Source organism: Candidatus Thiodiazotropha sp. AKIB8 (assembly GCF_058244675.1).
The window spans coordinates 21018-46033 of record NZ_JBSYOO010000013.1 but is presented as its reverse complement, the minus strand read 5'-3'; the positions used below and the strand labels follow the sequence as shown (position 1 = coordinate 46033).

The following is a 25016-nucleotide window of genomic DNA, read 5'->3' as shown; positions in this document are numbered from 1 at the left end:
CTAATCCTCGAATTCATGGCAGGAGAGGCAGAGTGTTCCATCCTTTGCAGGCAGCCTGAGCAGTATCTCCTTCTCAACACGCTGATACTCAGATAGTGTAAATTTACTCTTCTGTTCAGCCTTCCACTCTTGTAATCGTTTTGCCTTATCTTCTGAAAACACCCTACTCCACGCAGTGCGTTTGTATAAGATCCCTTCATCAACAGGGTTCTCTTCCACCACCCGACCCGCGGGCGTATCAGGATCGATAACGCCAGCCTGATGAGGAGAATGACAAGTTATGCAAGCTATTTGACCCTCTTCATCAAGCGGGAGATTCACGTCGTGTTTTTTTTCTGCGAGATGTTTTAGCTCAAGAAGTTCTTCTTCAGGCTCTCTCATATGTACAAGAGCATTCAGATGGGGTGTTTTCAAATGGCACCCATAGCAGAGTTTTTCTTTAGATAAACGAAATTCCATTTCATTGGCTTGATCCGTAATAGTAGGATCAGGCGTCTCGGTGTGACAGTAGATACAGCCTGAATCAATAATCTCACCTTGCTTATCTATCATCAGGTGCAGATTGTAGCGCTCGTGGTCTTGTTTCTCATGGCAGTGGTAACAAAAGTCAGTGAGATCCGGATAGGGCCCTAAATGTAGAAAATTGTGCTCATCAATGTCGACTTCATCCAGCGGTATCTCCTCAAGGTTTTCAATACCATGACAGGTATCGCAAACCAACTCTTTTTGATCCCCTAATGCAAACTCACTAGGTAATGTCATATCAACAGGGATTGGAATCTCCACAGGATGGTGTAATGGAGGTAAATCATATGGCTCATCACCAAAGACCAGACTGCTAAAGCAACTCACGAAAACAAACAGGAACAGATAAACTAAATACTTCATAAGCCTGCCTGCGAAGCCTCACCATGGGTATGGCAGGGTCTGCAATCATCACCAACCAGATGAACACCACTCAGTCCATTACCGGTATCCAATCCACCTTCATCAACCTCAAACTGCATTGCATGGCATATAACACAAAGCTGTGAATAGTCACCCTGCTCACTCACTTCGATTAAAAAAACCTCTTCCAGAAAAGGAGATTCCGAAAGCAGCCGACCACCCTTCAAGGTGTTATCGATGATCAGTTTTTCATTACTTGTACCATGTAAAGCATGACAATCGCTGCAATCGACAACCTGGGGATAGTGATACTCCCCACGCAGTCCGTTGTAGGTCCGCTCCCCCGACCCATCCCGCCAGCCGTGGTAATCGATATGCTGATAGTCATCTTCTAGAGCAATCAATGGATCAGTAAAACTTTCACCTTCGATCTCAAACCCGATCTGTTGATGATCGCGATTATGGCAACGCAGACAGAAGTCGGCCTCTACACGATAGTCTGAGGGTTGAGCGGTAACATCATTAAACTTGGTCAGATCGAGATTGAGGTCAAACTCACCATTCATATCTGAGTGTTCGTGACACACCAGGCAATCTTCATCGCCCATGCTGCCTTCAGGTCGCGGAGTGAAAACATGTGCATGGTTCCCATCAAGATAGGGTGCACTTGGAAGGTCTTCACCATTATGACAAATCAGGCATTCACGGGGTTGGGACGAGCCATTGTCCCCATGACATCCAGTGCAACTCTCGTAACCTTTATCTCTCACCATATCTTTGATGATGTCAGAGGTTTCCTGGTGAATGACGGTCATGGCATGACAGCCATCACAACCTTCCAATCCCCAGGCGAGACCGTTGTCACCATGACTCTGATCCAGCAGTAGACCACCGGGCTTAGAGGCATTCATCTCAGATTGATCTTCACCTCCACAGCCAAATAAAAAGAGTGAGAGCAATATAATTAGCCAGCTTTTCATCGTGCACTCCCTGCATGGCATTCACTGCAATAGCCAGATTGGTGACAACCGGCACAATCAGAGGGGTTGATTCTGGCGTCAAGGCCGTGCCGATCCCGATAGCCCAGTGGATGAAGCATGCGATTTGAAGCGTTGCGCCGGAAATGACAATCGGTGCAAAAGTTCAAGTCTATGTGACACTCTCGGCAGGCTTGTTCATCAATCCTGGCGGCTTCAGTATGAAACCAGGTGTAATCCCCCCGGTGATCAGGAGGACGAATTGTTTGTGGGTCAGTATGGCAAACATCACAGGCCAACGGTGCAGTGCGTGTTTTCATATGACACGAGTGGCAGATGGCTTCGAGCGGTTCGTTATAGATCGTCTGCACATTTTCAAGCACTTTCAGATCAGTGATTTTGTTATTGTTAAATGGGTGGCATGCCATGCAGACATCCTTACTTTGCGACATGACTTCCATATGTGCATTATGAGGAAAATAGATATCTGATCTTTGGTGGCGTTTTTCCCACCAGGTTTTCTCTTCTGCTTTATCAACCATATCTTCCGCAAAAACCTGGCTACAAGCCGCTAATATGAGCAGTGCCAAAATCAACCTCATGGCAACTCTCCCACATTGGTTTGATAGAAGTCATATCGGAGCGATAGTCCGAGTCTATACTCATCATCCCGTGTTGAGTGATCCAGCCACTCACCACTTAAATCAAGTCTCAATTGGGATAAAACCTTATGTGCCAGTGAAAATGAGAGACCTTTTAAATTGTTATCTCCAGAAAGGCGTGTCTGTTTTTTTTGATAGACACTCTCCAGTTCAACAGTTGACATGGAAGTTATTGGCTGTCGATATCGCAGATAGATTGAGGTTGCGTAATCGTCATCTGATTCCATGTAGTCAACTCTGCCATCAATTACGGGACCAAAATGGGTGAAATAGATCAGCTCTGTTGCCAAACCAAACCCACCATTCCCCTGCTCTTGCCTGCTGCCGTTCAACTCAAAATTGGTTTCCAGACCAGCACGCTTCGGCAAGTGCCAGACCCCCTTCAGAATCGATTGCCGTTCCATACTGAAAAAGCCGTGATAACGATCACGAAAAGTTTCAGGCTCTTCGTTCGGCCTGTAGTATCGATAGCCCAACCTAAGATAGCCCTGAGTTTTTAGGTCATAGTGGCTATCAACCACCACTCGTTGCAGGCTTTGATCATCCAGATTCATATCTGCTGCCAGATGGAAATCGTTTAACTGTAAATCCTCATCCAGCTCAGGTCGTACACCCGTAAGGCTCAAATGGAGATCCATCTGTTGACTATGAGCCCAACGCCGTTCCAAACCAAAATTAAAGTTCAGCTGTTTAAACTGTTTGGTCTGAACCAGAGATAACAGATCGTAGTTAGATGACAGCCCAATAAGCAGGTCAGCATCCTCCTCCCAATAGGCTTCGATGCGTCTTGGCTTTCCTCCATAGACTCTCCAGTCGATAGCAGACAACTGTTGAGAGATTGAAATACCATCAAGGGTATTGAATCCGCCATTCTCGATTATTTCAAAGCGGCCAAGAGTAAGATCCGGTCGTTCACCCTTGCCATCACTGCGGATATAGCACTGATAAAGTTGTCCAGATGTATTAGCTTCTCTAGCTGCAACAGCGAACTGAACCCCCATATCAAGACCAGTGGAGAGATCTTTGTAGTAAATTGCACTCCATTGCTCAAGGGAGGTCTCTGTCTCGCCAAAGTGAGTGTTATCCACCTGCAACCGGAGTTCAGTGTCTCCAGATATCCCCGCCCTAGTATCTGTTACGATCGGTATAAGCAGGAGGTTGCAGACAATCGCATAGATTGTCGATCTATTCATCTCTACCTTGAATCATCTTTTTAGGGGACTTTTCCTTGAATGCCCCCCAGCCAACCAGTGATACCAAAGCGACTGCACAACCGGCACAACCGGTACAGATGCCGAGCGTCACAATGGTACATTGTGACGTCAGCATCATATGCCCGGTTGCGAACCCAGCACCAGCAGTCCACGGCAACAGCGCTGAGATGCGCTTAGGTTTACTTTCCATGAGATTGGTTGAGTGTCGTTAGCTAGCCTTTCTTCTCAACAACCGGAACCCAAGCAATATAAATGGCAGGAGTAGCAAAGCGCCACCACCACCTCCACTACTGCTGCTATCACTACCACTATCTCCAGCCGAATCACTTTCACTCTTTTCAGCTACGGCAAAAAAGCTCAGGTGGTCTGTTCTGATTACCACATATCCATCTTCATCTGAAGTTGCCGGTTGTGCTATGACAATCTGGTCAGACTGTAGATCACTCCAACTCTCACCAGTTTCAGATGAGATCACTGTTAGGGCGTCACGATTACTACCGGTCCAGGGAAGTTTGATGAACAGTGGTGTACCAGGAAACTGTTCTACAGATTGACCATCCGCATTCTTGGCTTCAATCTTATAAACCTGTGATAGATTCATGCGTCCAGCCTGACTTGCTGCCTCAACAGATGCGCCATCTTCTACCCGAATCTGAAACCGATAACTCACCATCACCGCTTCAGCCTGACCATTCTTGTCAGTCATTATCGCAGTATCCTGAACCATCGGATCTCCATAACGGGGTTTGAATGCATAGATGGAACTGGACGATGACATCATGCCTCTAAGTAATGAAACCTCATCATTTGCAAGACCCAGGCTAGATAGTCCTGACTCCGCTTCCGACTCAATCATGTAACCAGCAAAGACAGGTACATTTGCCGATCCCAAGATAGATAACGAGGGATTCAAGGCTGTGTAGTAGAGCAGGTCTTCAACATTTTCAGTAATAGTTCCTTCATCATCAACTTTCATTGAAGGAAAGGCCATTTCGACAATACCTTCGTCGATGAGACGTTTATCTGGAAGTTCCACTACCGTTTTACTGTTAGAAGCGCCAAATACACCAGACGTCGAAACCAACGAACTAAAGGCTCCACGAGATGTCTTTTCATGACACTCCTCACACTGAACAGATTCAGTTGCAGGACGTGTATTGTGTGAAAGGATATAGAAGTTTGATGCTCCCCAAACCAACACAGCGTTAGGATTCTCAAAGCCTTTGGATCTAAGCAGGGAGTCGTAGGCACCCTTCTGTGCCACAATGCCCGCGTAATCGTCTGGATCGGTAAAACGCCAACTTCCATGGGACATTCTCACTGCAACGTCGCCCAGAGTCTCACCGGATACTGGATCGATCAAATAACCAACTCGGTTGCCCTCACTATCTGTCTCCATTTTAAAAACGCTGTTGCGTTCTGTCTGATTGAGAACGTGGTTATTGTTTCTATCTCTCCACAGTGCACGATATCTTGCGTTGTAGGGCTTAATCTTCAAAGTGCCGTCTTCGGTGGCTGCATAGCGATACATGATTTGCATCGGTGTTCCACGAGAGGCTTTGTCAGTGATATGACAGGTTTCGCAGGCTAGAACGTCCAGATGTGTCTCAGTGATACGATTCAGAGAATCCTCCGTGTAACCAGCCATATCACCTGCCAGCTTCCAACGCTCACGGTGCGCACTCAACATATCCTCATGACCAGATGGGATCGCGGGCGTTTCGGCTTGTTCATGACAGTAGACACAGGACTTCGCTGGTGGTTCGTAGTCTTTGTCATTTGCAATATCCATATCAGAATTGCCCTTCAGGAAATTATGATCGGCATCCAGGTCTGCTTGATAGCCAAAACTCTTGTTAAAGTAATTTCTACTATGACAGGCATTACAGTTTTCGATATTTCGCTGTTCGCCATTAGCTTCTGTCCAGACTTGTCCCTTATGCACGTCATCCTGGTAATCCCGAACCTGAAGACCATCTTCATCGAATATTGCATCAGCCCCCTCGCCAAAGCCGTAAAAGCCACGTCTTGAATTAGAGGTGCGATGACACTTCATACAGTTGTCATTACCGGGATAGCGAACCATCGGCAGGGTCACAAGACCCTGCTCGTTAAATGCATCAGCGTTCCATTCAACAATCGGAAGCCCACTATCGTTCAAATCGAAATCAGAGACCCCAACAACGCCATCACTATCGTCATCATTTCGTACAAAACTGACCAGTGACTGATCCTGTTCACTGTCACCACTCATGTTGAGATTCATAAACTCAAGCATTGCAGTGGCCCCATAGCGAAACGCCCCTGAACTGATCAGGCTCCTACGCAGAGTGGAAGCATGTGATGATGCAGCGGTTTCAGTAGAAAGTCTTGAATCATGAGAGACCATCTCTGAAAAGTTTACATGACAGATCAGGCAATCGTTTTCCGCAACACCACTCGATTGCCAATCCCATAATTCTACAGTAGGTTCCCCTTCTTCATTGATACTGCGACTGTAGTAATCACCATCAAGATAATCAACGGTAGCAGGATCTACATGATCATACCTGCGGCCATTCCGATCTAATTCCATCCAGCCGCCACCTGAATGGCATCCATGGCAATTCTTAACCAAATCAGCTGCACCCTTATCGGAAAATGCATCAATGGAAGCATTCTCTTTTTTAGCTAAATAGTATGAATTATTGCCACCCATACAGTTATATCCACCAAAATAACCTGGCGAAACAAGGTGTGGTAGTCCGTGATCCTCACCGAAATCATCTCTTGCTTCATCCCTGCCCTGCTCGATGTGGTATGCATGGGTAATCTTGTCGTAGTCGTGGCAACCACTACCAGCACAACTCGCCTTTGGGCTATAAGGCATTCCACTACCTAGTACATGCTCGCCATCCTCTGTCAATAGAGGTATTTGAGGATGAGCAACTGTTTCATCCAATACACCTGCCGATGTACAAGTCATATGCAAACTGAGTAAAAGTACCCCAATAGCTGTCTGCACTATCCGGCTTTTAAATCGAAACATCAATAATCTCCCTTCATTGGTTTTTCTTATTAGCTAGTAGGCCGTGGTGTAAATTAGGCAACACTCAGTCGGATCACTAGATTTAATCAGTACTCACCATCAGCATCATTCGTGCCATATACAGGATCATCAATAATTACAATCAATTACATATTTCTTTCATCCATTTGCAACTTGGTTTTTGGCGTTAAATAACCTACCTCTCAGGGATATAACCTACTTCTGAAAAAAATAAAGTAGGTTATATCGCCCACCTTGCGTTATATGACACATTTTGATTTATATTAGTCACATGATTACTTCTAATAATTCAACAAGTTAACCATTGGCCTCATATTTGCTTATTAACAGGGCGTCTGCCAATGGATACGCAGCAAGCTGAATACTGATTCAGGATCAAACAGCCAGGGATGGATTAATTGCAAACTAGAGAGCCACAGATTGTCTTCTGGATATCGATGCCTCGGCACTACGTTGGCCTCACTTCCTGCAATGATTTGATCCTGTTACTTCTTAGGGAATGAGAGCTGGCTTGTCCATCAGGATTTAGTGTGACAACTTTTTTTTAAACCCTAATTAGCAGATAGAGTCGTATGAAGACCTCGATAAACTATAAATTAAATCTCGCCCTCCTCCCTTTTCTCTCAATCTACTGCCTCTCTCCGACATTTGCTGAAGAAGCAGAGAAAGCTGTTTCTGAAGAAGAATTCGATGTCATCAGTGTTACCGCCTCACGGGTAGAGCGTAAAACAAAAGAGGTAGCTGGCTCTATTGAAGTTATCGACTCTGAGCGAATTGAAAGCGAGAAGATGTTCAACATCAAAGACGCCATCCAGGGTACCCCTGGTGTGCTTATTAACTCCAAAAACTCGGCCTATGACACGCGTTTGATTATTAGAGGGGCCGGCCAAAAAGCCAACTACGGCGTGCGTGAAATCATGGTTATCAGAGATGGTGTGCCGATGACTGATCCTGACAGTTTCTCACGCTTCGACTTTATCGATACTCAGGACATCGAACGAATCGAAATCACCAAAGGCCCAGGTTCGCTCTTCGGTGCAGGTTCCGCCGGCGGTACCATACAAATCATCTCAAAATCTGTGTTTGACACAGACAGTAACCGCTTCAAGCTGGGTGTAGGTGAATTCGGACAGCAAAACCTGCACGGTCGTCTTGCCGGTGATATCAACGACAGCAATGCTGTTTCAGTAACGGCTTCATATAGAAAGTCAGACAACGACTGGCGTGACTGGAATGAGTTCGAGTCCAAACAACTTGCTGTCAAACACGGCTATCTGCTTGATAACGGCGGCACTCTCGAATCAGAAATCAGTTATCACGAAGCTGATGTACAGCTGCCTGGCAGCATGGATGAAGTTGAGTTTGAACGCTATCTTGACACCGGCGAACAGAAGGACACTAGCAGTAGCCCCTGGCAACATAGTGGTCGCTATTCAACGATTTGGTTCTTCAACTCCCGCTATGAACAGGAGTTAGAGAATCTCACCATCAAACCTCGTATCTATGCCAATCAATGGGACCACTACCACCCGGTAACCGGCGCAATCAACGACAACCCAGGCACGACTGTAGTAGGCACTGACCTTGAACTTGCCTACGCACATCAACTCTGGGGGGAGAGCACCCTGGTCGCAGGCATAACTGCTCGACGTGATAACACTGAGGATTCCAAAAAATATACCTATGCCGATGTGGAGACATCACCACCCCCGGCCTGGAATCCGATGGGCCCTGAGACTATTTTACATACCAACTCTGATGAAGCCGGAGAGCTGCTTGAGGAGGAGGATGCAACTAATACCCTATATGGCTTCTTCATACAGGAGACGTTACGTCCAACAGACAAAGCCACATTGGATATCGGCTTTCGCTACGACCGAAACAATTTTGATATCGATAACACCGCCTATGGTGAATACAGCTACTCTGCTGGCACCTATACCTACTTCGATTCACCGGAATACACCAAGACTGATAAAACATTCAATCTCTTCTCACCCAAGTTGGGGCTGACTTACAAACTTAACAAACTTATGAATATCTATGGCGTAGTTGCACAGTCAGGGCAGGTTCCTTCTGAATCAGAGATACAGAGCAATCCAAAACTGGATGCTGCCACCGCACGTAATGTAGAGATTGGTTTAAAGGGTCGCGAACAGGATTGGTCATTCGATCTCTCAATCTATCGCACCACAGTCAGTGATGAGATTGTCTCAGTCCTCGATGAAGATCTCACCACTGAGTTTCAGAATGCCGGTGAAACCTTAAAGAAAGGTATAGAACTGAGTGGACGCTATGACATCACCCCACGCATCTGGCTTGAAGGCAGCTTTGCCTATAGCGACTATACCTTTTCCGATTTCGAAGAGTTAGTGCGCACTGGTCGAACTCAAACCCCTGTTGACCGTTCCGGTAATCAACTGCCCTATGTTCCCCGTCAGCAGTATGGACTGGGAGTGGGTTACAGCCATCCACTGGGTATCAAAGCCGTGCTCCGCAGTAATAGCTGGGGCAGTTATTACCTCGATAACGCCAATACTGAAAAATATAATGGCTATGAGTTTTTAACCAACCTGTTGCTCAGTTATCAGACCGGCGCTCACAACCTGTCACTTAATGTCGAGAATCTGTTCGATAAGTATTACGCCACTGAAGTGAAGAAAAGTACCAGTGGTGATAAGACCTACTCTGCAGGTTCGCCCCGTAGCGCCATGTTGAGCTATACCTATCTATTCTAAGGCTCTTTACCAATGAAACGTCAAATCTTAGCAATGATTCTTGGCTCCGCCCTGCTATCACCTCTTGTTGTGACAGCAACTGAGCCGCAATCCATGAGCCCTAAAAAACCAACTAACGCCCATAACCACCGGGACCCCAAGTCGTTCCTCATTGAAAATGGTGATAGTGCAACAATCACACTTTTTAAACCGGATCTCTCCTCTGAGACTTTAACCGCTGAGATGGGCAAAGTGACAATGCCGCGAACCGGTGTCGATAACTATCATGCCCTGGTTGTAGAAAAGGATTGGGGGAATTATAAAGAGGCGATCATCCATTATCAGTATATGTTTGGTCGTCCCAGTCATCAAAGTCCTGACAAGTTGATTGCTTTAGAAAAGACTGAGTTTGAAATCATACCTGAACCGCTACCGAGAGAGCACTACCGATACCACAGTATGCAGGAGTGGGAATTCCGGCTCCGCTTTAACGGAGCGTATCTCAGCGGACAACCGCTTACCCTGAACACATCCAACGGCTCGCAGCAAACCCTGACCACTGATGAGAATGGACGAGTCACATTTACGATTCCCGATGACTTTCCTGATCTGGTGGATGGCGTACGGGATAGGCGGAACGCTCAATTCACTATCATCAGTGAATATCAGCAAGACAAGGTTACCTACTCCACTCAGCTGTTTGCAGATTATCAGGTTAACCCTAACCATTGGCAATCGACCCAACTCGGCTTTCTGGTGTTGGGCATCGGATTTCTCGCCGGGGGCTATCTGGGACATAGCCTAAAAAGCCGTGGAGAGAAAACATGAGTGCATTCAATCTTTCAATTGTGCGTAAACTGGTACAGATCAGCGCCTTTCTATTTTTCGTCTATGGTGGTGTCATTACAGGTTACTACCTTGAGGATAAAATCAGTGGTGCATTGCCGGCCCTGAGTTGTGCTTATGACTTTCAGGGTTCCGATCTCTGTACCTTGATTCCAATCCAGCATCAGATGGATCATCGACTTGGTGAGACGATCGTCAAAGGTGGCAACCTGATGATGGGAATCATGCCAACTGTGATTACACTGGGCACTTTTCTGGTTCTGTTTGTTCTGCTCAATAAGGCTTTCTGTGGCTGGATCTGCCCACTTGGAACTTTTCAGGAGTTGTTGCAGATAATCGGCCAAAAAATAGGTCTGCAGCGTCAGCACTCTCTTGCAAAACCTCTGGTTTCCCGAATTCGCCCAGTGAAGTGGTTTATTTTACTCATCCTCGTTTTTGGCTTTCCCCTACTGACAGGGATGGGACTATTGAACCATGATCTGGGCGATCCTTTCTGTAAAATCTGCCCCAGCCGGATACTCACAACCCTGGCCACGGGTGATACCAGCCAGCTCTATGTGGATACAGCCAACACAACCACCATTGTGCTATCTCTGGTTGCAGATTTTCTGTTCGGTCTGATGATTGCCCTGGGACTTACACTGCGTCAGCCCTTTTGCCGAATCTGTCCAATGCTGGCACTGCATGCTGTGTTCCGTAAGTTAGGACTTCTGCGGCTGATAAAAAATGCTACGCCCCGCTGTGAGCGCTGTGGTCTTTGTGCCAAGGCCTGCCCGATGGATATTCACGAAATCCACACTGACATGGAAAATCGAAATGTAACTTTCGAGGATTGCACACTCTGTGGACGCTGTGTGGAGTTTTGTCCGGATAAAGATGTACTGCAGCTTAAATATGCATTTATCCCTATCTTCAGCGCCGATCCTCAGTACTTTAAAAAGCGTAAAAAATCACAGACTACCTGGGAAAAACAGAATCTCATCAATTGGTTTAAAAAGGATCGCCCAAAAGGAGAGGCTAAAACTTCATGATCCCGATTGAACCTGTCAGCCTCAGCTTTGGTTCTGCCCTGCTACTCGGGCTCAGTTTTGGCTCCGGCCCCTGTACCATTGCATGTCTGCCCTATTTAGGGCCTGTATTTACCAGCAGTGAGCAGAACTCCTGGGGAGCCTGGCGTACACTACTCCCCTTTTCTCTGGGTCGTGCCTCCGGCTATACCTTACTGGCGGGGGCAGCGGGATGGGCAGGGCTCTGGGTAGAGGACCTGGTTGCCGGCCCTTGGGTACGCTGGCTACTGGGAAGTGCAACCGTATTGGTGGCACTCTCAATCATCTGGCGGCGCCACAATAAAAGCTGTAGTTCGAGTTGCCAGACCACTACAACTGTTAAGCTCGAGCCAACATCACCAGGCTCATCCAACTCTCTGGTAACAAAAAGTCTTCCTGGAAGCCTCTATATGATGGGGCTTGGCATGGCCCTTAACCCCTGCGCGCCCCTCACAACACTTATTCTCGCTGCTGCAACAAGTGCCAGTATCCTCAATGGCGCCTCCCTCGGTGCAGGCTTTGCAATGGGCGCAGTTTTACTACCAACTCTGATCTTTGCCACTGGTCTCGCCCATTTTGGCCAACAGATCAGAATACACCTTAACCGTCATCGTACCGCTCTGGAAAACACCAGTGTCGGACTACTCATCTTGATAGGATGCGCAACTGCTATGGGATGGATTACACCATGAATTTTGCTGAACTGATCACTCGGGGAGGACCGGTCATCTGGATACTCGCCGCCTACTCTTCAATCGGTCTGGCCATCGTGCTAGAACGCCATCTACTCTTTGCACGCTTACGTAAATTACCCAAAACCTGGTTACCAGAACTGAGTCAGTTGCTTGACCAAAAAGATTGCCAGCAGCAAGTCAGTGAACTGAAGGGGCCGGAAGCCAGGGTCATCCGCGCCATGGTTGAAGCCCATGCTGAGGGGGTGAAAGATCTGCAGGGGGTTGGAAGTCGAGTACGTAATGAAGAGATTCAACGTATGGAGTTCGGCCTGCGTACACTCTCCATTCTTGGTAATACAGCTCCCCTGCTCGGACTGCTTGGAACCATCACCGGTATGATCAAAGCCTTTATGGTGATAGAGAACGCGGGAGGCAAGGTGGACGCCCAAGCCTTGGCAGGTGGTATCTGGGAAGCGATGATTACGACCGGTGTAGGTCTTGCTGTAGCCATTCCGTTGCTGTTAATGCTCCACTTTCTTGAAGGCAGTGTTGAAAGAAGAGCACTGTCGATGAATCGCTGCATATCACTGCTGCTTGAACGCCGCTCACAGCCCGCAGCAAGAGAGGATAGTGATCAGACCCACCATTGGGAGAATATTACAGATGGAGTATGAGTACAGGAGACGTTCCAACCATGTGCTGAATCTTACTCCTCTGATTGATATCATATTTCTTCTGCTGGTCTTTTTTATGCTCACTGCCCATTTTATTGAAGATGAAGCGATTGATATTCAGCTTCCTGAAGCAGTCAGCAGTACTCCAAGCAGTGAAGATGACACTGTAGAGGTCTCTCTTTTGCCTAGTGGAGATATCCTGGTAAATGGGCGACCTACAAGAGTCGATCGACTTGAAGAGGCGCTTCGCGGGGCGTTACACGCTTCCAGCAAGCGCTTCGTACGACTAAAAGGCGATCAGACCGCTCATTTCGGCACTGGCATCAAGATCATTGATGCGGCACGCAGTGCTGGTGCAGAATCCCTGGATATAGTAACTGAGAAGCCATGATTCACTATTTCTCGGGACGTCATATTCTGGCGATATCTATCTCCCTCATACTGCATCTTGTTATTTTTACCTCCTGGTCTGACGCCAGGATCAATCAAGCAAAATTGGATCAGCCGAAAGCTGACCCACTATTTGTTCAATTAAACTTAAACCAGACCAGGCCCAAAGTTGTTCAGCAGCAAGCACCAATTGTTAAAAAGGAGAGTGAAACTCCCACCAAACCAAAGCCCAAGCCCAAGCCCAAGCCCAAGCAAATTGTAGAGAAGAAAATCCCGACTAAAACCAAACCAGTGGAGAAAAAAACTGTCCCTGCTGAAACAGCACCTCAGGTTGTTGAGGAACCTGAGCATGTAGTTGTAAGTCAACCCTCTCCACCCAAAGCAGAACCAAAGGCGAATATACTTGAGCAGTATATGGCTGAGCTACTGGCGAGCATCGAAAAAAAGAAGCGCTACCCCGCCCTTGCCAGACGTAAAAACATAGAGGGGAGAGTCCAGGTTCATTTCATGCTCACCTGCGATGGTCAAATCTCCGACCTGGATATCAACGGTTCCCACAGTCTGTTGCGCAAAGCTGCCAACAAAGCGATCAAAGCCGCACATCCCTTCCCGGAGATCCCAGCTGAACTCAGTTGTCCTCTACCTATAACCTATGCCATGGCATACACACTGGATCAATGATTAAGCGTAATTGATTTAGCGAGTCAGGAATGACACCATTTTCTCTACTGGAATATTTAGGCCATTGGTGTTTTATTGTAGGTCGCTTTTGCAGTAGTCTGTAGTGAATAACCACAACAATCCGGCAGAATTCCTGATGATACCTTTTCCAGTCATTGGCGTGACCCGACCGAACTTTCTGATACTCACTCCGGTGTGTGTCTCCTTGGGAGTAGGAAGCGTTCTATTGTCTGGACACCCGGTTTCATGGCATCTGCTTGCAATAGTGATTCTGGGTGCTCTGATGGCCCATATCAGTGTCAATGCCCTCAATGAATATACAGATTTTCATTCTGGTTTGGACGCAAAAACTGAACGAACACCCTTCAGCGGTGGCAGTGGCACATTAGTGCTTCAACCCAACCTGGCCCCCTATGCCTTAAGAGTCGGGGTGGTATCACTACTGATAACACTGGGTTGTGGTCTCTATCTGATCCAGGTAATTGGCTGGGGGCTGATTCCCATCGGACTGCTGGGTATATTGATCATCATCACCTATACCAGCTGGATCAACCGAAGTCGTTTTCTGGTATTGATCGCGTCAGGTTTCTGTTTTGGACCACTGATGGTAGTAGGAACACATTTTTCGTTGACTGGACAATTCAGTAGCACAGCACTTTTACTCTCGTTAGTACCTTTTTTCTTTGTCAATAATCTACTACTGCTCAATCAGATACCAGATATAGAGCCAGACAAAAGTGTTGGTCGTGATAACTATGCAATAGCCTTGAAATCTAAAAAGAGAGCTCTGCTGTTTTTGAGCTTTTGCGCAGCTGCCTATGTTTCAATCATTGTCGGTGTTCTACTCGGATTAATACCATCAGCATCGCTGATCAGTCTTATTACAGCCCTGCTCGCTTATCAAATCTTTAGTGCGATCAAGGATCACGAAGGCGCCACAGATCTTCTGACACCCAGTCTGGGCAAAAATGTATTGCTGACGCTAATCACCCCTGTTCTGGTATTTCTCGGCATATTAATTGATATAGCATAGCGATAAGTCCAGTCACATAGAAGTCAATATACGCAATACCGCTGAAGCTCTGCTTGGCCAGTGGCCCGTGTGATAATTTCGATAGGGTAATCCCTAGCTTATATTTTTCAAAACTTCCTGGAATGATATTAAAATATCAAAAGGATAAGTGATATGTTGGCGGATTAGGTGGGAATCCCGGCCAACCCTCTACTTGGTAACAGTGAATCTGATTCATATCCTGCTGCGCGAAGCCCTGGAGGAGTAGCAAAACCCAGAAAAAGCAGTATTCGGCGTAACGGCCTGGAGTAGACGCCCATGCGCATTGATACCGAGCATGATGATACTTATGCCTTCTTTATGCTATGTGATATCTTATCGACTTCGCCGTTTTTCATAGATACGGATATAGTAAGTACATCTTTTCCCATACCTGACAGCGATACGCATGAAAAAACAGCCCATGTGGAATTACGATCATCAGAGACACTGCCATGATCAAACCCATATGGCATGTCATTAACATTAGGGTTATTTTCTCTGTATTCGAATATTTCTGCGGCAGCAGGTGACTCTTTCCAAAATTTGTCATAATCAAGATTGAACAAGTACATAGTATTTGTATCCTAACCGTTAATCTGATTCTGGTGCAGGTTATCATATCCTGTATAACTAACAGGTGCCTATCGGACGTTGGATTGCCTTAGTAGGCTTTTAGTTATCTACAGGCACATTAGTTCCATCTACCTTTTCGTGAGTTGATGGGAGGGCAATGGTCTCATTAGAGGGATTCGCTGACATAGAGGAAGATTGAGATTTAGGAATTGATTTGGTGGTGATATTTTTATAGAAAGGCGTCTGTCCGATATATACACCCGCAAAGAAGATTGCCACCAAAACACCTACTGCCGTAAGCCATAGACGGATTGGAACATAATCCCTTATCCAACGATATGTTACTTTTTCGGGCAATCTCAGATTATCCGTATTATTGGCATCATTGATAGCGCGCGTAGGTTCACCATAAGTATTAAATCGGGTTACGATAGTTTGGAATTCATTTATAGTATCCTGAAGATCCCGATTGTATTTAGCTATACATTCTCTAGGAGTTGGCGCATTCCCATATCCCATACGGATATCGAATACTCGACTATTAATCGCTGAATTAACATCATACCCTTCTCTTGTGATCCTACGGATCAAATCCGATGCACTATGACGCCACGCTCTAAATACCGGATTATTATCGCGCTCCTTAAAATCGAACATTTCATTAGCTTGATCTATTAATGTTATAAGTTCTTGAATAAATTCTTCGTATTTCATTTTAATTAATCTTCCCAGGCATCCGCTACCAGTTGTTGCTTTTCCTCACCCAAGATTTGCAAATAGACCCAGCTATTTAGATTCGGACATATTCTGTAATTGAATGTCGTTTCGACGCAGTAGATATGCTTGACTATATAGAGCATGACATACTTACCTCATCAATGATCGATACTTGCCGTAATTATATAAAGTCGTGCGCACGACTTCATGCAGCACACGGCCATGTTTTGATTCAAAAGCCATCTCCTATTTGAGCGTCTTGTTCAAAATATCCAGCATAACAGTGAATCTGATTCATATCCTGCTGCGCGAGGCCCTGGAAGAGTAATTACATGTAGTAGTTCAGACTTGATTTGACATTCAATGTCAGAGTGTTTCAAAACATAATTCCGCTTTCTGCTAAAGAAGCCATTCAGCAACCAGGGGAAAAAGGCAAATACTAGTCATACAAACTCATGCTTTTTAAATAGAACAATAACTCCATCTCTAGAATGTACGCACTTTAATAATCTGTGATCAAATCAAGTAATCTGTTCGCAGTGAATGTCTCCAACTTGGTAAGATACTCCACAAGATTCGCCTTATTTTCTTTGTTGTTTGCGCCAAGTCTCTTTAAGAAGAGATCACCTATGAGTTCTAGTTCCTCTGACTTTGGAAGCCAACCCTCTTCAAATATAAGATCTTCGATTTCATCCAGTTCTGCCCGGTATTTAGTGGCATAAGAGATGAACGTTTTGCGGCCATTTTCCTCTCTATAGCCGCTTCGTGGGCTCTCGTCTTCGACAACACTGTTCAATCGATGCTCAATTGCCGACTTGAATGTGCTCCAGTAGGAGTCATGAATGAAATCATCCATGTGCATCCTCGATACGCAAGTCACAGCAAAAGTAAGCATCTCGGAAGTCAGATTCAGATTACTTCCGTCTCCCAGTGTGGGGTTGAACAGTTTATTGTCCACGATGAATTGCAGGGAGACTTCAGCCGCTCTATCTAACACCGGGTGCCAGGTGCGGACTCCTTCTACAGCATAATCGTCAACTCCTGAGAAAGCTGGATCTATGTCTCCCTCTGCATCTGTATTATCCACTCCGGTGTTGTCATGTTTGCCCATTTCTTGGATGTAATTGGATTCCGCTGCCTGTAAGAAGCAAATCGCAGACTGACGACCTCGAACTTCATATTCTTTAATGGCATCCATGGAGAGTGCAGCAGCCACCTTTGGATATGAGCCGGCATCGAAAGCTGCCAGGTGCATCGCAGAACATGCTCTGGCGAATTGATCATCTGAAGCTTGTAGCGAAGCAACTCGGTCGGCATAACCATGAAATTCGTAAAAATCATCTATTTCCTGAAAAAAATGCTGATGTGCTTCGCTCCAGTGGTCATTGGCCTCCTTAACAACCAGCTCAACAATCTCGCTTAGCTCGCTTTCCGCATGTTCCCCGGCGTCCGTTGCTAACCATCGCTCTAGTTCTACAAAATTTTCAAAGGGCTCTCGTCGCCAAGGTTTTATCAAATGCACGTTCTTGTGTTGGAACGAGATCATCGCTTCCATGCCTTCACGTCCCAGGACATGGTTTCGATATCCATCTTCCTGCTGGAAACGCACATGTAGCCAATTCATGTTCGCGCCTTGGCGACCCAAAACTACTGCCTTGTCAACATAGGCTTGCCACATTGACCTAAGTATAAAAAATAAGACAGCACCAGCGCCGATCCAAAGTAAAGTTTCCTGGCTAAACATTACATCCACTCCTCCCTATGCGGTTCTAATTAGGATCACAGGAAAACGACACGTTTACTTTGAATTTACAAGTGTGCGTGTCATATGTATTTTTGACATCCTAATTGACCCTGTACCATTCTATCTACACCCGTGTATAGCCTGTATTCAGGTAGCATCTTTAGAAGAATACGTACCAGCCCACGAAATTACCTTTGTAAATATTTCCAGCCAATGGATGGCGGTCATCCTACTCGCAGCACTACCATTGCAGCATTTCTTAGGTCTGCGTCTTTCAATCATTACCTGATTTTTGCCGAAAACGGAAGGTAATGAGTGAAACAGCAATATCCTAACAAACCAACAAACGCAAACTGACACTATCTACCAGATCAAGTCCAGCCTTTCACAGATTACACCAGGCGCGGCACCGGCGTGCCAACCTGTAACCCCTACATTCGGTTGAAATGCTTTAATGAATCAGCACCGGCCTCCCTTTCCGCATCTCTGCGTAGCATTCCGGCATCGTATTCTTTCAATGCTGCACGCTCTTCAGCATATTCCCATATGTCGGCAATGACACCGCTTGGGTGCTTCTCATCGACGATGTTGGTGTCCGTCCTAAAGATCGTGACACGTAAACCATGCTTCAATGCCAGCTCGATCATACTGCGTGTCCCTCTACTTTTACCATCCCACACAGCAACGAGACCTTCAGCATTTTTCGCCATTTGTTCGTTTCGTATTGGACCTGCCCTACGTCCATACTTATCCCAGTCGGCAGGAAATCGAGTAATACTTTGGAGATTTTCTGATTTCCAATAACCTGCTCATGAGCAACCAACTCGGTGAGCGTTGGGCTGTTTTAACTATTCAAAATCGATCTTCTTCTCAAAGGCTCCTCGACAGAGAACATATAGTCGCTCTTTTCGCCAATGGTGAAAAAAGATACCCAAAATATGCCGAATATACGTTCTATGGAAAAGAACATAAAACAATGACCATAAATTTTGGAGAGAGTAAGTTCCCGGTAGTTAAAGTGGAGATGAGAAATAGATAGCTATTCAGTTGGGTGCTTTACTTGAACCGCATAAAGGCTCGAATCATTACCCATACAAATATAATACCGCCAATGACAGCCAACAGCCCACCAATCCCCATTACGCCCATCGCAACCTTTGCCCACAGGCTATCCAGCCCCTGAGCAGCACCAGCTGTCTTACGCTGGATTCCCATGGCGCCAGAGGCTGCCAATCCAAGAATATGGAGCAACTGCCCTATTCCGTATATCCAGGGCTGTATCTCCACCAGTCGACCTTGAGGTGCGGGATATCCGAGCTTGGTTAGAACAAGATAGGCCATTCCCATCAATCCGATTGTCACTCCCACAATCGAACCATGATAGTGGGCTGGGATAATGGTATTCACTCCAGATATGAATAGCGCTATAGCACCACCAGAGAAAAATAGCAGGAGTGACATCCAAAGCGAGGCTCGCAGAGGTTTTGATACAGTAGCAACCTCTCTGCTTCGCAACAGTCCCAGGACAACTAGAACACCTGCAGGAATCACAGCCAAGCCACCGCCATATTTCATTTGTGCTGTGAATGCATCCTTTGCTGCGAGACTGACACTCTCATACAACAGATAGATGAGTGGTGTAGACAATACTGGAACAACCCCTAATATCAGAATAGCGGCATACCAGCGGGCATTACCAGGCAATGTTGCACCACTGTTAACAGCCAGCAACAACCAGGCAAGAATGACCAATTGGGTATAGGCAAACTGGAGTGTATGCCCTGCCCCCCAAAAGAGATACTCATAGTAAGCCTGACCATCCACTTCGGCAGGCATCTGTAGCCAGGCCAATAGTAGCGCTATGATCGATATTATGATGGTAAGAGAGAGGGTCCAGGTCACCAGGCTTGGAAGGTGTATATTTGCCCTCTGAATAGCAATCGATCCTACTGCAGTCAGACGGGTAAAAGCCTGTAAAGCAATGCCGAAACCAAACAGGCCCAGCGCAACAAAGAATTCTGGACGTTGTAAGACAGGCACGTAGTTATTCATCAATGGCGCGCCGTCACCAGTAAATGCAGACAGCGCAATACCCAGAGCACCTCCCAAGGACGAATAGAAGGCAATACGTTGTAGAACCAGTCGCCAGGTTTCAGCAACTGAGGTCAAACACCATGCAACCCCGCTCATCGCCAAGAACCAGATCAGCACAGACTGATCCACATGCACCACCAGTGCTGTTCGAAAAAAATCGATCCAGGGAAAAAAGCGTTCACTGCCTGGCGCTCGGGAAGCAACAAGTAACAGTGCAAAAAGCCCAGCCAAAGCTAAGGCAAGTACCCCCAACTGCAGCCATCGCAATGCCAGTATGCGTTGCCGCTCATCGCTGACATTGATAACAATGGACTCACTCTCAGCATGAATCAAAACAGTATTACCCCCGTCGAACATTGTTGACATTTAACAGTATCAGATACGGTTCCGGACGCTCGCTACGCCGAAAGCCATCATCCTGAATAGTAACAGATACTGTTTGACTCTTGATTGAAACTCATATTAGGCTGATTCCTAATGCATCGAGCTACTGGCGGAATGAGCTGACCGCTGCTGTTATTAACCCGGTATCCATCAGTTTTTCAGACAATTCGGGACGGAAGTGGCAGCATCACCCATTGCCTTGAGAGAACTATGCCTAAAGATCCCTCTTCCCTGTTTAGAATTCAATACCGTCTCGCCTTTTTGACTTGCCTGCTGGCTTTTTGTGTTGTGCTGCTCGGAGCTTTTGTCAGACTCTCAGACGCCGGACTCGGCTGTCCTGACTGGCCAGGTTGCTATGGACAGATGGTGGTACCCAGTGACGCCTCAGAAGTGGACTCAACCATAAGACCTTTAGATCAGGAAAAAGCCTGGAAGGAGATGATTCACCGCTACATGGCAGGCAGCTTAGGACTCTTTATCCTACTTCTCGCCCTGCTCGCCTGGTCGAACCGGCGGATGGCAAGACAGCCAATAATACTGCCGGGCATACTGTTATTACTGGTGGTGTTCCAGGCATTGCTTGGCATGTGGACTGTCACAATGATGGTAAAGCCAGCCATAGTTACCGCCCACCTGCTTGGCGGATTTGCTACCTTGGCCCTGTTATGGTTATTGACGCTCAGGTTAAGGCCAGTGGATTATCTGCACACTGTTTCAACATCAATCCCGCTCCGACGCTGGATACACTTCTCACTCGTTATCCTGCTGATTCAAATCATGCTGGGTGGTTGGACGAGCAGCAATTACGCCGCCTTGGGCTGTATAGACTTTCCAACCTGCTACGCCAATCAATGGTGGCCTGAGATGGATTTCAAAGAGGCTTTTGTCATCTGGCGGGGCCTGGGGATCAACTATGAATTTGGCGTTCTCGAATCCGAAGCAAGAACGGCAATTCATGTCACTCATCGTCTTGGCGCCCTATTAACCTTAATTATCTTAGGTACTTTAGCGCTTTGGTTATCAAGAAATAAGGCTGAACGTGGATTGCAAAGCGTTGGATATCTGCTTACATTAATCCTCACCATACAGATCGCTCTCGGGATCACAAATGTGTTAGGACACCTCCCCCTATCCGTTGCTGTTGCCCACAATGGTGGTGCCGCGATTCTGTTATTGATTTTGGTGACTCTGATCTGGATATCAAGACAACGGGAATAGAACATGCCTGAACAATCACCACCCCGTCTAGGGTTTACCGCCCTGATCGCTGTAATCGCTCTGGTCGGTGGCGTTATGGCGTGGGTATATCTAAACAGAGCGGAACCAGTCAGTTCGCCTCTCATGGTAGAGACCAAGCAGGCAACTTTACTTCCTGAATTGAAATCGCTGAACTCTTTTTCCCTGACTGATCATAACGGCAAAAAATTCGATAATCAGAGTCTGTTGGGACACTGGACATTTATGAGCTTTGGTTACACCTATTGTCCAGATATCTGCCCAACCACCATGTCACTCTTCAGTGAGATGAATGATCTGATAAAAAGCAATGAAGCCCCGGCCCCTCACCAAATTACATTTGTTTCCGTTGACCCTGAAAGGGATAGCCTGGAGCGACTATCTGAGTATGTAACTTACTTCAACCCTGAGTTTCTTGGCGCCACCGGACCGGAACCCTCACTACAAAAGTTAACCAAACCCCTCGGCATACTTTATGAGCGGGTGGAGACCGAAGATAGTGCAATGGGCTATGTTATGGATCACTCTGCTTCGATTATTCTGGTAGGCCCCAAGGGTAGACTTCACGCCTATTTCACACCCCCTCATGATGCCGAGATGATGGCAACTGACTTCCTCGCCATCAGTGATCATGCAAACAGAGGCGAATAAGCAATGAACGATCTGATCATGGGAAAATGCTGGCACTGTGATCAGGCATTACAGAGTGCCGATTTTGGTCGGGAGACCAACTGCAGCAGTTGCGGAAAACCGACTCGAGTCTGCCGCAACTGCCGCTGGTATGCCCCCAGCAGGCCCAATCAATGCGAAGAACCGGCAGTAGAAAGAGTTCTGGAGAAAGAGAAGCCAAACTTCTGTGAGCTGTTCGAACCCACGCCTACCCCGCTGTCAGATGATACAGACAGGTCTGACGACACTTTGCGCCAGGCTGCTGAGGATCTATTCAAGATTTAGCTGCCAGCAACCGATCCAATTGATTAGCGAAGGCTTGTCTATCTGCGTGACTGAACGCTGGCGGCCCCCCGGTATCCACACCACTCCCGCGCATGGTATCGAGAAAATCACGCATTGTTAGACGCTGACGAATATTCTCGACCGTATAGCGTTCACCGCGAGGAGTCAGCACCAGACAATCTTTTTCAATCACTTCTGCAGCCAGTGGAATATCTGCGGTTATCACCAGGTCACCTGCATCGGCCTGTTGCACGATGTAGTCATCCGCCACATCGAACCCTGCAGAAACCTGTACCGATCGGATCATCTCTGATGGTGGCACTGGTAGTGCCTGATTGGCGACCAAAACAAGGGATACACCTGCTCTATCGGCAGCGCGAAACAGAATCTCCTTGATGGGCTTCGGACAGGCATCCGCATCAACCCATATCCTGTTTAGTGTCATATTTACTCCAAAATTGCACCAGATCACCCTAAATTAACCCACCTAGTGGGCCGCTCGCTATCATTATCGGCTATTGTAATCAATAGAGAGACCATTATACTGCACCGTCCGGACATGCCTATGGCCGTTTCGCTCCCTCCCACCAGGAACCTTTAATGCCACAAGACCTTCCCGCTGCAAGCAGCTTCAAAGACTTTGATTTACCCAACCAGCTGTTGACTGCACTGGATAAGGTGGGTTACGAAACCCCCTCCCCGATTCAAGCTCAAACCATTCCGTATCTGCTGCAGGGAGATGATCTGCTGGGCCATGCACCCACAGGCACAGGCAAAACCGCTGCCTTCGCGCTCCCCCTTTTGGCGCGTCTGGACCTCAAACAGCGAGGTGTGCAAGTCATGGTACTTACTCCCACAAGGGAGCTTGCCATCCAGGTTGCAGAGGCATTCCAGCGTTACGCCTCTGAAATGAAAGGTTTTCACGTTTTGCCAATTTATGGCGGACAAGACTACTCTGGACAGATTCGTCAGCTGAAACGAGGCGTACATGTCGTGGTTGGCACACCTGGCCGGGTCATGGACCATATGCGTAAGGGAACGCTCAAGCTCGACTCTATTCAGACACTGGTACTCGACGAAGCAGATGAGATGTTACGCATGGGCTTCATCGATGATGTGGAGTGGATACTGGGTCAAACTCCTCCTGAACGTCAGATCGCCCTCTTCTCGGCCACCATGCCTAAAGAAGTGCGTCATATCGCCCGACAGCATTTGAACAACCCCAAAGAGATCGCAATTAAGAGCCGTACCGCTACTGCTGATACCATCAAGCAGCGCTATTGGCTGGTCAAGGGACTGCATAAACTGGATGCACTGACCCGAATACTCGAAGTTGAGCCGTTTGATGCCATAATCATCTTCGTACGAACCAAGACCGCCACTGCAGAGCTGGCTCAACGACTGGAAGCCCGAGGTTACAGTGCAGCCGCATTGAATGGTGATATGGTTCAAAAGCAGCGAGAGCAGATGGTAGAGCGTTTAAAACGTGGTGCATTGGACATTCTGGTAGCCACGGATGTTGCAGCACGGGGATTGGATGTTGAACGTATCAGTCATGTCATCAACTTCGACATTCCATATGACACAGAATCCTATGTACATCGCATAGGCAGAACAGGACGTGCAGGTCGCACCGGTGATGCCATTCTTTTCGTGGCCCCGAGAGAGAGACGCATGCTTGGCGCGATAGAAAAGGCGACCCGGCAGAAGATCGACCAGTTGACCTTACCCAGTACTGAGACTGTCAACAATAAACGCATTGCCGACTTCAAACAGCGTATCAGTGACACCCTGGCCGCTGAGGAACTCGACTTCATGCAGGGAATTTTGGAGCAGTTTCAACAGGAACACGATGTTCCTGCACTGGATATTGCTGCAGCACTTGCAAAGATGTCACTCGGTAGCCAACCCCTGCTACTGAAACCTGAAAAGGAGCGTCCTGCCAGCCGCGAGAGAAGAGAGCAACAGTCACGATCAGATAAGCCCCGGGAGAGAAGCAGGCAAACGAATCCCAGATCCCCGAGAGAGCCCCGTGCACCCAAAGGTCTGGAGCGGTTTCGCATAGAGGTGGGGCATGACCACGATGTAAAACCGGGAAATATCGTTGGTGCAATCGCAAACGAAGCGGGACTGGACGCTGAGCATATCGGCCATATCGACATACAAGATAGTTTCAGTCTGGTTGATCTGCCTACCGGCATGCCTGAAGAAATTTTCTCAGATCTTAAGAAAGCATGGGTCTGTGGCCAGCGTCTCAATATCTCACGACTTGAGCAAACTGAAAAAAGGAATGTAAAGGCGACCAAAGATAAACCTAAAAAAAGGAAGCCTAAAAAGCATACTGCCAGAGCAGGCAAACCTAAAGCGAAAGAGTAAAGTCAGCTGGAGCTAGCAACCAGAGTTGGTAGCTCCAGACTTATTCACTGGATTAGTGTTAACAGA

Annotated in this window: 24 protein-coding genes; 12 read left to right on the top strand and 12 right to left on the bottom strand. The window is 47.0% G+C overall.

Translation table 11 applies throughout. The features are described from left to right. Genes AC4IFB_RS02325 through AC4IFB_RS02300 form a run of 6 tightly spaced genes read right to left on the bottom strand, consistent with a single transcriptional unit; the run spans position 1 to position 6769 of the window. A complete protein-coding gene (locus tag AC4IFB_RS02325) occupies positions 1 to 888 on the bottom strand; it encodes a hypothetical protein (RefSeq protein ID WP_490779269.1) in 888 nt (295 codons plus the stop codon). Further along, positions 885 to 1868, bottom strand: coding sequence for a hypothetical protein (locus tag AC4IFB_RS02320; RefSeq protein ID WP_490779268.1), 984 nt, complete (start codon positions 1866 to 1868; stop codon positions 885 to 887). The genes AC4IFB_RS02325 and AC4IFB_RS02320 overlap by 4 nt, the downstream gene beginning before the upstream one ends. Beyond that, entirely contained in the window at positions 1865 to 2467 is a 603-nt protein-coding gene (locus AC4IFB_RS02315) for a hypothetical protein (RefSeq protein WP_490775096.1), read from the bottom strand. Before AC4IFB_RS02315 ends, AC4IFB_RS02320 begins: the two co-directional genes overlap by 4 nt. Further along, on the bottom strand, positions 2464 to 3720 hold the full coding sequence (locus tag AC4IFB_RS02310; protein WP_490779267.1) for a hypothetical protein: 1257 nt from the start codon (positions 3718 to 3720) through the stop codon (positions 2464 to 2466). Before AC4IFB_RS02310 ends, AC4IFB_RS02315 begins: the two co-directional genes overlap by 4 nt. Next, positions 3713 to 3931 (bottom strand): hypothetical protein, encoded by a 219-nt coding sequence (locus AC4IFB_RS02305; protein WP_490775094.1) that lies wholly within the window; start codon positions 3929 to 3931, stop codon positions 3713 to 3715. Before AC4IFB_RS02305 ends, AC4IFB_RS02310 begins: the two co-directional genes overlap by 8 nt. 18 nt (positions 3932 to 3949) lie before the next feature. Further along, complete coding sequence (locus tag AC4IFB_RS02300) at positions 3950 to 6769, bottom strand: hypothetical protein (RefSeq protein ID WP_490779266.1); 2820 nt, start codon at positions 6767 to 6769, stop codon at positions 3950 to 3952. Between the two features lie 593 nt (positions 6770 to 7362). Between AC4IFB_RS02300 and AC4IFB_RS02295 the strand changes: the two genes are divergently transcribed. The 8 genes from AC4IFB_RS02295 to AC4IFB_RS02260 all read left to right on the top strand — a co-directional run bounded on the left by AC4IFB_RS02295 (position 7363) and on the right by AC4IFB_RS02260 (position 14851). After that, on the top strand, positions 7363 to 9528 hold the full coding sequence (locus AC4IFB_RS02295) for a TonB-dependent receptor (protein ID WP_490779265.1): 2166 nt from the start codon (positions 7363 to 7365) through the stop codon (positions 9526 to 9528). A 12-nt stretch (positions 9529 to 9540) separates the two neighbouring features. After that, entirely contained in the window at positions 9541 to 10335 is a 795-nt protein-coding gene (locus AC4IFB_RS02290; RefSeq protein ID WP_490779264.1) for a hypothetical protein, read from the top strand. After that, on the top strand, positions 10332 to 11384 hold the full coding sequence (locus tag AC4IFB_RS02285) for a 4Fe-4S binding protein (protein WP_490779263.1): 1053 nt from the start codon (positions 10332 to 10334) through the stop codon (positions 11382 to 11384). Before AC4IFB_RS02290 ends, AC4IFB_RS02285 begins: the two co-directional genes overlap by 4 nt. Next, on the top strand, positions 11381 to 12091 hold the full coding sequence (locus AC4IFB_RS02280; RefSeq protein ID WP_490779262.1) for a sulfite exporter TauE/SafE family protein: 711 nt from the start codon (positions 11381 to 11383) through the stop codon (positions 12089 to 12091). The genes AC4IFB_RS02285 and AC4IFB_RS02280 overlap by 4 nt, the downstream gene beginning before the upstream one ends. Further along, a complete protein-coding gene (locus AC4IFB_RS02275) occupies positions 12088 to 12747 on the top strand; it encodes a MotA/TolQ/ExbB proton channel family protein (protein ID WP_490775088.1) in 660 nt (219 codons plus the stop codon). Before AC4IFB_RS02280 ends, AC4IFB_RS02275 begins: the two co-directional genes overlap by 4 nt. Continuing rightward, entirely contained in the window at positions 12737 to 13138 is a 402-nt protein-coding gene (locus AC4IFB_RS02270) for an ExbD/TolR family protein (protein ID WP_490775087.1), read from the top strand. The genes AC4IFB_RS02275 and AC4IFB_RS02270 overlap by 11 nt, the downstream gene beginning before the upstream one ends. Beyond that, positions 13135 to 13818 carry a TonB family protein gene (locus AC4IFB_RS02265; RefSeq protein WP_490779261.1) on the top strand — a complete coding sequence of 228 codons (684 nt, stop codon included), beginning with the start codon at positions 13135 to 13137 and terminating at the stop codon, positions 13816 to 13818. The genes AC4IFB_RS02270 and AC4IFB_RS02265 overlap by 4 nt, the downstream gene beginning before the upstream one ends. Positions 13819 to 13921: 103 nt before the next feature. Next, positions 13922 to 14851, top strand: coding sequence for a prenyltransferase (locus tag AC4IFB_RS02260; RefSeq protein WP_490779260.1), 930 nt, complete (start codon positions 13922 to 13924; stop codon positions 14849 to 14851). 326 nt (positions 14852 to 15177) lie between these two features. On the opposite strand, the gene AC4IFB_RS02255 is transcribed toward AC4IFB_RS02260, so the two are convergent. The 5 genes from AC4IFB_RS02255 to AC4IFB_RS02235 form a co-directional block, all read right to left on the bottom strand. Beyond that, positions 15178 to 15444, bottom strand: a complete 267-nt coding sequence (locus AC4IFB_RS02255; protein WP_490779259.1) for a hypothetical protein — start codon at positions 15442 to 15444, stop codon at positions 15178 to 15180. Positions 15445 to 15544: 100 nt separating this feature from the next. Next, the gene (locus AC4IFB_RS02250) at positions 15545 to 16159 is read right to left on the bottom strand and encodes a hypothetical protein (RefSeq protein WP_490779258.1); all 615 of its coding nucleotides are present in this window, start codon (positions 16157 to 16159) and stop codon (positions 15545 to 15547) included. A 505-nt stretch (positions 16160 to 16664) separates the two neighbouring features. Next, positions 16665 to 17906 carry a hypothetical protein gene (locus AC4IFB_RS02245; protein ID WP_490779257.1) on the bottom strand — a complete coding sequence of 414 codons (1242 nt, stop codon included), beginning with the start codon at positions 17904 to 17906 and terminating at the stop codon, positions 16665 to 16667. A 431-nt stretch (positions 17907 to 18337) separates the two neighbouring features. Then, on the bottom strand, positions 18338 to 18616 hold the full coding sequence (locus AC4IFB_RS02240) for a hypothetical protein (RefSeq protein ID WP_490779256.1): 279 nt from the start codon (positions 18614 to 18616) through the stop codon (positions 18338 to 18340). Positions 18617 to 18962: 346 nt separating this feature from the next. Then, complete coding sequence (locus AC4IFB_RS02235) at positions 18963 to 20366, bottom strand: cbb3-type cytochrome c oxidase subunit I (protein WP_490779255.1); 1404 nt, start codon at positions 20364 to 20366, stop codon at positions 18963 to 18965. A gap of 228 nt (positions 20367 to 20594) precedes the next feature. Here AC4IFB_RS02235 and AC4IFB_RS02230 point away from each other — a divergent pair, with 228 nt between their 5' ends. The 3 genes from AC4IFB_RS02230 to AC4IFB_RS02220 are packed head-to-tail and all read left to right on the top strand — an operon-like array spanning position 20595 to position 22574. Then, on the top strand, positions 20595 to 21602 hold the full coding sequence (locus tag AC4IFB_RS02230) for a COX15/CtaA family protein (protein ID WP_490779254.1): 1008 nt from the start codon (positions 20595 to 20597) through the stop codon (positions 21600 to 21602). 3 nt (positions 21603 to 21605) lie between these two features. After that, positions 21606 to 22271 (top strand): SCO family protein, encoded by a 666-nt coding sequence (locus tag AC4IFB_RS02225; RefSeq protein ID WP_490779253.1) that lies wholly within the window; start codon positions 21606 to 21608, stop codon positions 22269 to 22271. Positions 22272 to 22274: 3 nt separating this feature from the next. Next, positions 22275 to 22574 (top strand): hypothetical protein, encoded by a 300-nt coding sequence (locus AC4IFB_RS02220; RefSeq protein WP_490775078.1) that lies wholly within the window; start codon positions 22275 to 22277, stop codon positions 22572 to 22574. Here AC4IFB_RS02220 and AC4IFB_RS02215 read toward each other — a convergent pair. Further along, positions 22564 to 23019, bottom strand: a complete 456-nt coding sequence (locus AC4IFB_RS02215; RefSeq protein ID WP_490779252.1) for a YaiI/YqxD family protein — start codon at positions 23017 to 23019, stop codon at positions 22564 to 22566. The two genes, AC4IFB_RS02220 and AC4IFB_RS02215, sit on opposite strands and share 11 nt — an antisense overlap. 155 nt (positions 23020 to 23174) lie before the next feature. On the opposite strand from AC4IFB_RS02215, the gene AC4IFB_RS02210 reads away from it, so the two are divergent. Beyond that, positions 23175 to 24950, top strand: coding sequence for a DEAD/DEAH box helicase (locus AC4IFB_RS02210; RefSeq protein ID WP_490779251.1), 1776 nt, complete (start codon positions 23175 to 23177; stop codon positions 24948 to 24950). Positions 24951 to 25016: the final 66 nt, after the last annotated feature.

Excerpts from the sequence above, each read along its gene's own strand:
- AC4IFB_RS02215 (WP_490779252.1), bottom strand. The coding sequence starts at position 23,019 with ATGACACTAAACAGGATATGGGTTGATGCGGATGCCTGTCCGAAGCCC.
- AC4IFB_RS02265 (WP_490779261.1), top strand. The coding sequence starts at position 13,135 with ATGATTCACTATTTCTCGGGACGTCATATTCTGGCGATATCTATCTCC.
- AC4IFB_RS02220 (WP_490775078.1), top strand. The coding sequence starts at position 22,275 with ATGAACGATCTGATCATGGGAAAATGCTGGCACTGTGATCAGGCATTA.
- AC4IFB_RS02210 (WP_490779251.1), top strand. The coding sequence starts at position 23,175 with ATGCCACAAGACCTTCCCGCTGCAAGCAGCTTCAAAGACTTTGATTTA.
- AC4IFB_RS02280 (WP_490779262.1), top strand. The coding sequence starts at position 11,381 with ATGATCCCGATTGAACCTGTCAGCCTCAGCTTTGGTTCTGCCCTGCTA.
- AC4IFB_RS02325 (WP_490779269.1), bottom strand. The coding sequence starts at position 888 with ATGAAGTATTTAGTTTATCTGTTCCTGTTTGTTTTCGTGAGTTGCTTT.
- AC4IFB_RS02275 (WP_490775088.1), top strand. The coding sequence starts at position 12,088 with ATGAATTTTGCTGAACTGATCACTCGGGGAGGACCGGTCATCTGGATA.
- AC4IFB_RS02320 (WP_490779268.1), bottom strand. The coding sequence starts at position 1,868 with ATGAAAAGCTGGCTAATTATATTGCTCTCACTCTTTTTATTTGGCTGT.
- AC4IFB_RS02290 (WP_490779264.1), top strand. The coding sequence starts at position 9,541 with ATGAAACGTCAAATCTTAGCAATGATTCTTGGCTCCGCCCTGCTATCA.
- AC4IFB_RS02255 (WP_490779259.1), bottom strand. The coding sequence starts at position 15,444 with ATGTACTTGTTCAATCTTGATTATGACAAATTTTGGAAAGAGTCACCT.
- AC4IFB_RS02295 (WP_490779265.1), top strand. The coding sequence starts at position 7,363 with ATGAAGACCTCGATAAACTATAAATTAAATCTCGCCCTCCTCCCTTTT.
- AC4IFB_RS02305 (WP_490775094.1), bottom strand. The coding sequence starts at position 3,931 with ATGGAAAGTAAACCTAAGCGCATCTCAGCGCTGTTGCCGTGGACTGCT.
- AC4IFB_RS02230 (WP_490779254.1), top strand. The coding sequence starts at position 20,595 with ATGCCTAAAGATCCCTCTTCCCTGTTTAGAATTCAATACCGTCTCGCC.
- AC4IFB_RS02240 (WP_490779256.1), bottom strand. The coding sequence starts at position 18,616 with ATGGCGAAAAATGCTGAAGGTCTCGTTGCTGTGTGGGATGGTAAAAGT.
- AC4IFB_RS02250 (WP_490779258.1), bottom strand. The coding sequence starts at position 16,159 with ATGAAATACGAAGAATTTATTCAAGAACTTATAACATTAATAGATCAA.
- AC4IFB_RS02270 (WP_490775087.1), top strand. The coding sequence starts at position 12,737 with ATGGAGTATGAGTACAGGAGACGTTCCAACCATGTGCTGAATCTTACT.
- AC4IFB_RS02300 (WP_490779266.1), bottom strand. The coding sequence starts at position 6,769 with ATGTTTCGATTTAAAAGCCGGATAGTGCAGACAGCTATTGGGGTACTT.
- AC4IFB_RS02310 (WP_490779267.1), bottom strand. The coding sequence starts at position 3,720 with ATGAATAGATCGACAATCTATGCGATTGTCTGCAACCTCCTGCTTATA.
- AC4IFB_RS02225 (WP_490779253.1), top strand. The coding sequence starts at position 21,606 with ATGCCTGAACAATCACCACCCCGTCTAGGGTTTACCGCCCTGATCGCT.
- AC4IFB_RS02315 (WP_490775096.1), bottom strand. The coding sequence starts at position 2,467 with ATGAGGTTGATTTTGGCACTGCTCATATTAGCGGCTTGTAGCCAGGTT.
- AC4IFB_RS02285 (WP_490779263.1), top strand. The coding sequence starts at position 10,332 with ATGAGTGCATTCAATCTTTCAATTGTGCGTAAACTGGTACAGATCAGC.
- AC4IFB_RS02235 (WP_490779255.1), bottom strand. The coding sequence starts at position 20,366 with ATGTCAACAATGTTCGACGGGGGTAATACTGTTTTGATTCATGCTGAG.
- AC4IFB_RS02245 (WP_490779257.1), bottom strand. The coding sequence starts at position 17,906 with ATGTTTAGCCAGGAAACTTTACTTTGGATCGGCGCTGGTGCTGTCTTA.